Origin of the sequence: Streptococcus mitis (assembly GCF_001074635.1) — a bacterium.
GTDB lineage: Bacteria > Bacillota > Bacilli > Lactobacillales > Streptococcaceae > Streptococcus > Streptococcus mitis_E.
In genome coordinates this window covers 1-7,985 of the sequence record NZ_JUQO01000202.1, presented here as the reverse complement: position 1 = coordinate 7,985, position 7,985 = coordinate 1, and the positions used below count along the sequence as shown (strand labels likewise).

Annotated in this window: 8 protein-coding genes; 1 reads left to right on the top strand and 7 read right to left on the bottom strand. The window is 43.1% G+C overall.

Translation table 11 applies throughout. From position 1 onward, the window contains the following. Positions 1-2: 2 nt before the first annotated feature. The 7 genes from ADI58_RS08745 to budA all read right to left on the bottom strand — a co-directional run bounded on the left by ADI58_RS08745 (position 3) and on the right by budA (position 6,453). A complete protein-coding gene (locus tag ADI58_RS08745; protein WP_000737956.1) occupies positions 3-1,073 on the bottom strand; it encodes an ABC transporter substrate-binding protein in 1,071 nt (356 codons plus the stop codon). Continuing rightward, a complete protein-coding gene (locus ADI58_RS08740; protein WP_000712740.1) occupies positions 1,070-1,843 on the bottom strand; it encodes an ABC transporter permease in 774 nt (257 codons plus the stop codon). Before ADI58_RS08740 ends, ADI58_RS08745 begins: the two co-directional genes overlap by 4 nt. Further along, entirely contained in the window at positions 1,840-2,646 is an 807-nt protein-coding gene (locus ADI58_RS08735) for an ABC transporter permease (protein ID WP_049522269.1), read from the bottom strand. The genes ADI58_RS08740 and ADI58_RS08735 overlap by 4 nt, the downstream gene beginning before the upstream one ends. Beyond that, positions 2,627-3,784 carry an ABC transporter ATP-binding protein gene (locus tag ADI58_RS08730; RefSeq protein WP_000742895.1) on the bottom strand — a complete coding sequence of 386 codons (1,158 nt, stop codon included), beginning with the start codon at positions 3,782-3,784 and terminating at the stop codon, positions 2,627-2,629. The genes ADI58_RS08735 and ADI58_RS08730 overlap by 20 nt, the downstream gene beginning before the upstream one ends. A 159-nt stretch (positions 3,785-3,943) precedes the next feature. Beyond that, positions 3,944-4,849 (bottom strand): UDP-N-acetylmuramate dehydrogenase, encoded by a 906-nt coding sequence (gene murB, locus ADI58_RS08725; RefSeq protein WP_000116175.1) that lies wholly within the window; start codon positions 4,847-4,849, stop codon positions 3,944-3,946. Between the two features lie 110 nt (positions 4,850-4,959). Continuing rightward, positions 4,960-5,712, bottom strand: a complete 753-nt coding sequence (locus tag ADI58_RS08720) for a YhfC family intramembrane metalloprotease (RefSeq protein ID WP_049522268.1) — start codon at positions 5,710-5,712, stop codon at positions 4,960-4,962. 9 nt (positions 5,713-5,721) lie between these two features. After that, positions 5,722-6,453: an acetolactate decarboxylase gene (gene budA / locus ADI58_RS08715; protein ID WP_049522266.1), complete on the bottom strand. Its 732-nt coding sequence runs from the start codon at positions 6,451-6,453 to the stop codon at positions 5,722-5,724. A gap of 141 nt (positions 6,454-6,594) precedes the next feature. Here budA and ADI58_RS08710 point away from each other — a divergent pair, with 141 nt between their 5' ends. Further along, positions 6,595-7,866: an aminotransferase-like domain-containing protein gene (locus tag ADI58_RS08710; RefSeq protein WP_049522265.1), complete on the top strand. Its 1,272-nt coding sequence runs from the start codon at positions 6,595-6,597 to the stop codon at positions 7,864-7,866. Positions 7,867-7,985 lie beyond the last annotated feature (119 nt).

Here is a 7,985-nt window from a genome sequence, read left to right as displayed (position 1 = left end):
CTCTACTTCCGATACATTTTAAACTGTAGGAAGAGGTCGCTATATTTGCCTGTCCATTTATGGTCAAATTTCTCATAAACTTCTAAGTGCTTCATGGTTTCAGCATCTGGATAGAAGGCTTTATCTTCTTTTTTCTCCTCTGGGAGCAATTCCTTAGCTGGTAGGTTCGGTGTTGAATAGCCGACATACTCTGCATTTTTGAGAGCATTTTCAGGTTTCAACATAAAGTTGATAAAGGCATAGGCTGCATCTTGGTTTTTGACTGTTTTGGGAATGACCATATTGTCAAACCAAAGGTTGCTGGCCTCGGTCGGAACCACATAGCGTAGATTTTCATTTTTTTCTAGCATTTGGCTGGCTTCTCCAGAGAAGGTCACACCGATTGCAGCGTTATTCTGAATCATGTATCCCTTCATCTCGTCCGCCACAATAGCCTTGATATTTGGAGTCAGTTTGTAGAGTTTGTCTACTGTCTCTTCTAACTGCTGGGTATCCTTGGAGTTGAGGCTGTAGCCTAGCGAATTGAGTCCTAGTCCCAGTACCTCACGCGCCCCATCAAAGAGCATGATCGAGTTTTTATACTCTGGCTTCCAGAGATCATCCCAATGCTCAGGCGCTTCATCTACCATGGTTTCATTGTAGACAATTCCCAAGGTTCCCCAGAAGTAAGGAATGGAGAATTTATTGCCTGGGTCAAAGGACTGGTTGAGGAACTCTGGTCCGATATTTTCAAGACCTTCAAGTTTTGAATAGTCAAGCGGTACCAAGAGGTCTTCATCCTTCATCTTGTTAATCATGTATTCACTAGGAATGGCAATATCATAGGTTGTTCCACCCTGCTTGATCTTGGTATACATGGCTTCGTTGGAGTCAAAAGTCTCATACTGGACTTGGATGCCTGTTTCTTCCGTGAATTGCTCCAATAGTTCTGGATCAATATAGTCTCCCCAGTTGTAGATAACCAATTTTTGACTATCTCGGCTATTGATTTTACTGTCTAGATGCGTCGCAATTCCCCATAAGACGAGGATAATGGCTACAATTCCTGCTAAAAATGAATAGAGTTTTTTCATGCTTGCTCCTCCTTCTCACGTGAGATAAAGTAATAACCAACAACTAGGATAATACTAAAGAGAAAGACGAGGGCAGACAGGGCATTGATTTCTAGAGAAATCCCCTTACGAGCACGAGAGTAAATCTCGACTGACAGGGTTGAAAAGCCATTTCCCGTTACGAAGAAGGTCACGGCAAAGTCATCTAGCGAATAGGTGAAGGCCATGAAATAACCAGCAATGATAGACGGAGTCAGGTAAGGAAGCATGATTTCCTTGAACATCTGAAATTGACTGGCACCAAGGTCATAGGCCGCATGAATCATGTCACCGTTCATTTCCTTGAGACGAGGCAAGACCATCAAGACCACGATAGGAATCGAGAAGGCCACGTGACTAGATAGAACAGTCAAAAAGCCAAGTGAAAACTTGAGTTGAGTAAAAAGAATCAAGAAGCTGGCACCAATCATAACATCAGGCGCAACCATGAGGATATTATTGAGTGAAAGAAAGGCTTCTTGGTATTTCTTACGAGACTGGTAGATGTAAATAGCTCCAAAAGTCCCGATAATCGTCGCTATCAAGGCTGACAGAAAGGCCAAGAAAAAGGTCTGAGTCACAATCAACATAAGACGACCATCGCCAAACATGGTTTTAAAATGGCTCAAGCTAAAGCCTGTAAAGCTATTCATGTCGTTACCTGCATTAAAGGCATAGCCAATCAAGTAAAAAATCGGCAGGTAGAGGACAAGAAAGACCAGTCCCAGATAAAGATTGGCAAATTTTTTCATCGTTCTCTCCTTTCCTTGGTCACCCACATGGTGATGAACATGGTCAAGATGAGAATTACACCGATGGTTGAACCCATACCGTAGTTGTCATTGGTCAGGAAGTTCTGCTCAATGGCTGTCCCCAAGGTGATAACGCGGTTCCCACCAATCAAACGGGTCAGCATGAAGAGACTCAAGCTTGGAATAAAGACCGACTGAACCCCACTTCGCACACCATTCATCGATAGAGGGAAGATGACATGACGGAAGGTCTCCCACTTGGTCGCACCGAGGTCGTAGCTGGCATTGATGAGGTTGTTATCCATATCGTCCAAGACATTGAAAATGGGCAAAATCATAAAAGGAAGCTCAATATAGCTTGCGACAAAGATAAAGGAGAAATCGGTAAAGAGCAACTGTTGTGAACCAATTTCGATAAATTCCAAGAATTGGTTAATAGAGCCATTCTGACCAAAAATTCCGATAAAGGCATAAGCCTTGAGGAGCAAATTGATCCAGGTTGGCAGGATAATCAGCATGAGCCAGAGTTGACGGTGCTTGAGACGGGTCAAAAAGAGGGCTGTTGGATAGCTGATAAGCAAGGTCACAAAGGTCACAATTCCTGCATAGAGTACAGAGTTGAAACTCATTTTTAGGTAGGTCAAATTTTGTGACGCAAAGTAGGACTTATAATTTTCTAAACTGAACTGGCCTTCAATATTGAAAAAGGATTGTCCAAAAATCAAGACCAAGGGTGCCAGGACAAAGAGTGCAATCCAAAGCATGTAGGGCACTACAAAGAGTTTAGAGCTTGTTTTCTTCATCTCTTTCCTCCTCGATTGCATTGATCAGACCTGCTTCTTGTTCTTCGATTTCTACGTACTCCTCGATACGAGCATCGAACTCTTCTTCAGTTTCGTTGAGACGCATGATGTGGATGTCTTCTGGCTCAAAGTCCAGACCGATTTCCTCACCCACGATGGCCTTACGGGTTGAGTGGATCATCCATTCATTCCCAAGTTCGTCATAGGCGATAATTTCATAGTGAACCCCACGGAAGAGCTGGGTATCGACCTTAACTTGGAGCTTGCCTTCTTCAGGAAGGGTAATACGCAAGTCCTCTGGACGAATAACAACCTCAACAGGTTCATTTGGCTTCATCCCTCCATCGACCGCTTCGAAGCGTTTGCCGTTAAACTCAACCAAGTAGTCCTCAATCATGGTTCCTGGCAAGATATTTGACTCACCAATAAAGGTGGCAACAAAGTGGTTAATCGGCTCATCGTAGATATCTACTGGTGTTCCAGACTGGACAATCTCGCCATCATTCATGACAAAAATCCAATCACTCATAGCCAGGGCTTCTTCCTGATCGTGAGTGACAAAGACAAAGGTAATGCCCAATCGTTGTTGCAGTTCACGTAGTTCATACTGCATATCTGTTCGTAATTTTAAGTCAAGCGCTGACAGAGGCTCGTCCAACAAAACCACACGGGGTTGGTTGATGATGGCACGGGCAATAGCCACACGCTGACGTTGTCCTCCAGAGAGTTTACGAATGGAACGTTTTTCGTACCCTTCCAACTGAACCATCTTGAGAACTTCCGCTACGCGTTTCTCGATTTCTTTCTTGTCAATTTTACGCAAGCGAAGTGGAAAAGCAACATTTTCAAACACATTCATATGTGGAAACAAGGCATAGGATTGGAAGACCGTATGAACGTCACGCTTGTTGGTTGGGATGTCATTGATACGGACACCATCCAGCAAAATATCTCCTGTCGTCGCATCCAGTAAACCTGCAATGATGTTAAGGATAGTTGATTTACCTGAACCAGATGCGCCTAGAAGGGTATAAAATTTCCCTTCTTCCAACTCAAAATTGATGTCTTTGAGAACCTTGGTGTTGCTGTCTTCAAAAACTTTAGAGACGTTTTTGAATTCAATAATTGGTTTTTTCAATTGTCATTTATTCCTTCTTTTTCATAGATTAACAGATCAGGGCTCTGTCAGGCCGCCACTACCTCGTGTAGGAGATTAAACTGCCTACATTCTTCTGCACTAACGATAGGCTTTCACCCCCTTTCCATGACATAGCAGCAGCTTTTCAACTACAGCTTCCTACTTGCTTTCACCTAAAATACGGACTTCTCTCTCAAGCGTGATACCTGAGTGTTCCTTGACTTTTTCAATCACAGACTCAATCAAGTCCTCGTAGTCTTTGGCCGTTCCATCTGCGACATTGATCATAAATCCTGCGTGCTTTTCAGACACTTCTACGCCACCGATACGATAGCCTTTCAAGCCAGCTTCTGAAATTAATTGACCTGCAAAATGCCCTACTGGACGTTTAAAGACCGAACCACAAGATGGGTATTCCAAAGGTTGCTTGAGTTCACGTAGGTGCGTCAAGCGGTCCATTTCCTGCTTGATAACCTGATGGGTTCCTGGGGCTAGGGCAAATTTAGCTGACAAGACAACTGCACCAGACTCTTGAATGGCTGAGTGGCGGTAACCAAAAGCCAAATCTTTGGCAGACAGGGTCTCGATTTCTCCATCCTTGGTCAAGACCTTACAAGACTGCAAGATGTGGGCGATCTCACCACCATAGGCACCTGCATTCATGAAAACTGCTCCACCGACGCTCCCTGGAATGCCACAAGCAAACTCAAAGCCAGTCAAACTATGACGAAGGGCAATGCGAGTTGTTTCAATCAAGTTAGCCCCTGCTTCAGCTTCGATGGTATAGCCATCAACGGAAACATTATTGAGCTTGTCACACAAGATGACAAATCCACGAATCCCACCATCACGAACAATGATGTTACTAGCATTTCCAAGAACCATCCAAGGAATATTTTCTTGGTTGGCAAATTTAACAACGCGCGCCAACTCAAAACGATTTCGTGGAAAGACCAAATAATCGGCCTCTCCACCTACTTTTGTATAACTATAGCTATGCAAGGGTTCTTTAAAACGGATATCAATTCCTTCTAAGATTTCAAGCATTTTTTCTCTTACAGACATGTCACTCTTCCTTTTACAAAATTCATTCCATTATACCATTTTTAAGACCATTTGACGACCATAAAAAGACCTTGTTTGTTTTTTGCACAAAAAAAGAGGTCCCCCCCTTTTTATGATTTTTTGCAAAAGATTGCCTTTGTTCCATAGGCAACCAGAATGAGCTCAACTGCTAGGACAACTTCAACCAAGACTGGATTGGTCAACCAGCCAACTTGGGCAAGAGATGGTGCCAGATCAAAGAAGGCATGTAGTCCATAAGCCGCTAGGAGATAAATCCATTTCTTCTGGCGAACAGCTTGGTAAACCCAAACAGTCAAGAGTAATTGGAAACCTAGCGCCAAAATCCGTTCAAAAGCAAGCAAATAAATTTGCCAGACAGATAGCGACTGGATAGTTTTCAACATATTTTCAGACAGCAATTTCAGGACCTGTGGATTCTGAGTTTGAACTGCCGAAAGAACAATGTAGAGATTGACGAGGCTAGTAACACCTAAGAAAATCAATTCCAAACCACCATGCCCCAATCCATAAGCAAGGGCATCTGATTTTTCCAAGTTTCTCTTTTTCTTCAACCATTTAAAGAAGATGAGACGAGCTGTTTCCTCAAAGAAAGCCGCCATAGCTAGGCCATAGACAATATAAACCAGGGGATGGTCTTGTAAAAGAGCAATACTTCCATCTTTTTGAGGATGAAGAACTATGATATGAACCAATTTTTCTAGAATCTGTGAAGAGAGAAAGAAGGCAACAGCCCCCAAGCCCAAAACAGCTAAATTAATCTGGTATTTCTTTCTGGCATACCAAATGCTCCCTATTAGAAAAGTCAGCAAAAACACAATGGTAATAATGATATGAATGGTCATTTTCTTCTCCTATTCTGCCTTTTCAATATCTTTTTTCATCTCATCAACATTGAACTTGGCAAACAAGTATTGGCGGTCTTGAACTGGGAAACGTTGGTCTAATTGGTCAACTGCCCCCACTTCGATGATTCCTTCTTTTATGACAAAATCCATGACATGCCCACCGAAGGTCAAGTCATCTGAGATGAAGTGCAGATGGTAGCCTGCCACACTAACTCCATGGAAAATCTCTGGCGTCCAGAAACCAACGATAGTTCCCGCCACATTGTCACGACTATATTCAGGTTGATGGATTGCGACCTCAGCAAACTTGGTATCTGGTGTCGACTTGGGAATCATACGCACATGCATATGCGAAAATTCCCCACGAATCTTAATTGAGCGGAAAAGATTTTCCCCATCATAATAAGACTCGATTCGCTCTTCCAATTCCTTGTCTGTCATCTCAAAGCGCTGGCGGAAAATAACTTCTGCCTGATGTGGTACTACTGCTGCGTAAGGAATAAGGGCATCTGGTGACACTTCTACAATTTCCGGTTGCTCTCCTGAGCCTTTGGCCTGATAGGCCTTGCCATCTAAGACAATCAATTCCCCATCAATGGAATCCAAGGTTCCCAAACCAAGATCACCATGCTCTAGCAATTCTCCTACTGTCATGGTACCACCATAAAGGCCGGCCATCAAGGCTCCAAGGGTATTGTATTGAAATAATTTCACTGGTTCCTGCACGTTCTTATCCATTCACTTTCTTGTCTGTTATTCTATAAATCTTACTCCTAAGTATACCACATTTGCCGCTAGATGTGAACGAGAGAAACACCCTAGACATTGCCAAGAAGGAAAAAAAAGGGTACAATGTAACAAAATCAAGGGAGGTATGGAATGAAGAAACAAAGCAAGTACCAAGAGGTCGTAGCTTATCTGAAAAATAGTATCGAGTCTGGACGCTTTCCAACGGGTAGCCGCCTGCCTTCTATCCGTCAACTGAGTCTTGACTTTCACTGTAGCAAGGACACCATTCAACGAGCACTGCTGGAATTACGGCACGGACAATACCTCTATGCCAAGCCCAATAGTGGCTACTATGTCTTAGAACAGGGGCAACACCAAGACCTAGAAATCGAAGTCACTGACGAACATGCCCGCGCCTATGACGACTTCCGACTCTGCGTCAATGAAACCTTAATTGGCCGGGAAAACTACCTCTTCAATTATTATGACAACCAAGAAGGTTTAGAAGACCTAAGACAGTCTATTCATAAACTTCTCTTTGACCAAGCCCTCTACTGCAAGGCTGACCAACTGGTACTGACTTCTGGAACCCAACAAGCCTTGTTTATCCTCTCTCAAATATCCTTTCCTAGCCAAGCAAAGGAAATCTTGGTGGAACAGCCGACCTATCATCGGATGAATCGCCTCTTGATTGCTCAGGGCTTAGACTATCAAACGATTGAACGAAGCATTGATGGGATTGACTTGGAGGAGCTGGAAGGTCACTTCAAAACAGGAAAGATTAAGTTTTTCTACACCATTCCTCGTTTTCACTATCCTCTGGGGCATTCCTATTCAGAGCAGGACAAACGAGCTATTCTTGACTTAGCTGCCAAGTATGGTGTCTATATTGTAGAGGACGACTATTTGGGGGATTTGGACTCCAAAAAGGGGCAGACCTTCCACTATCTAGATACAGAGAAGCGCGTCATTTATATCAAGTCCTTCTCAACCAGCCTCTTTCCAGCCCTGCGGATAACAGCACTCATCCTTCCAAATGCTATCAAAGAAGCCTTTGTAGCCTACAAAAATATCCTAGATTACGACAGCAACCTTATCATGCAAAAGGCCCTGTCACTCTATATTGACAGTCAATTATTTGAGAAAAATCGGCTAGCTCGCTTATCCAATCAGGAAGCTTACCAAAAACAACTTGAGGAAAGCTTAACTAAAACACCTTGTCCCCTTCTTCATTATCCCCTACACGATGGTTTATTGCTAGACCTGAGACAGTATCCTAAAATCGCCAGTCTCAAACACAGTCAACTGGGCTTGGACTTCTTTGAAGAGGCCTATTTAAGCACCTGTCCTTATCAATTTGCCAAGGTGTCCTTAGATAATCTGGAAAAGGTTTTAAACTATTTAAAAGCAGAATTGGACTGACTTCCAACTCTGCTTTTTTCTTATACTCTTCGAAAATCTCTTCAAACCACGTCAGCGTCGCCTTACCGTAGATATATGTAACTGACTTCGTCAGTCTTATCTACAACCTCAAAGCAGTG

Coding starts and splice junctions, on each gene's coding strand:
- ADI58_RS08745 (WP_000737956.1), bottom strand. CDS start 1,073: ATGAAAAAACTCTATTCATTTTTAGCAGGAATTGTAGCCATTATCCTC.
- ADI58_RS08740 (WP_000712740.1), bottom strand. CDS start 1,843: ATGAAAAAATTTGCCAATCTTTATCTGGGACTGGTCTTTCTTGTCCTC.
- ADI58_RS08735 (WP_049522269.1), bottom strand. CDS start 2,646: ATGAAGAAAACAAGCTCTAAACTCTTTGTAGTGCCCTACATGCTTTGG.
- murB (WP_000116175.1), bottom strand. CDS start 4,849: ATGTCTGTAAGAGAAAAAATGCTTGAAATCTTAGAAGGAATTGATATC.
- ADI58_RS08720 (WP_049522268.1), bottom strand. CDS start 5,712: ATGACCATTCATATCATTATTACCATTGTGTTTTTGCTGACTTTTCTA.
- budA (WP_049522266.1), bottom strand. CDS start 6,453: ATGGATAAGAACGTGCAGGAACCAGTGAAATTATTTCAATACAATACC.
- ADI58_RS08710 (WP_049522265.1), top strand. CDS start 6,595: ATGAAGAAACAAAGCAAGTACCAAGAGGTCGTAGCTTATCTGAAAAAT.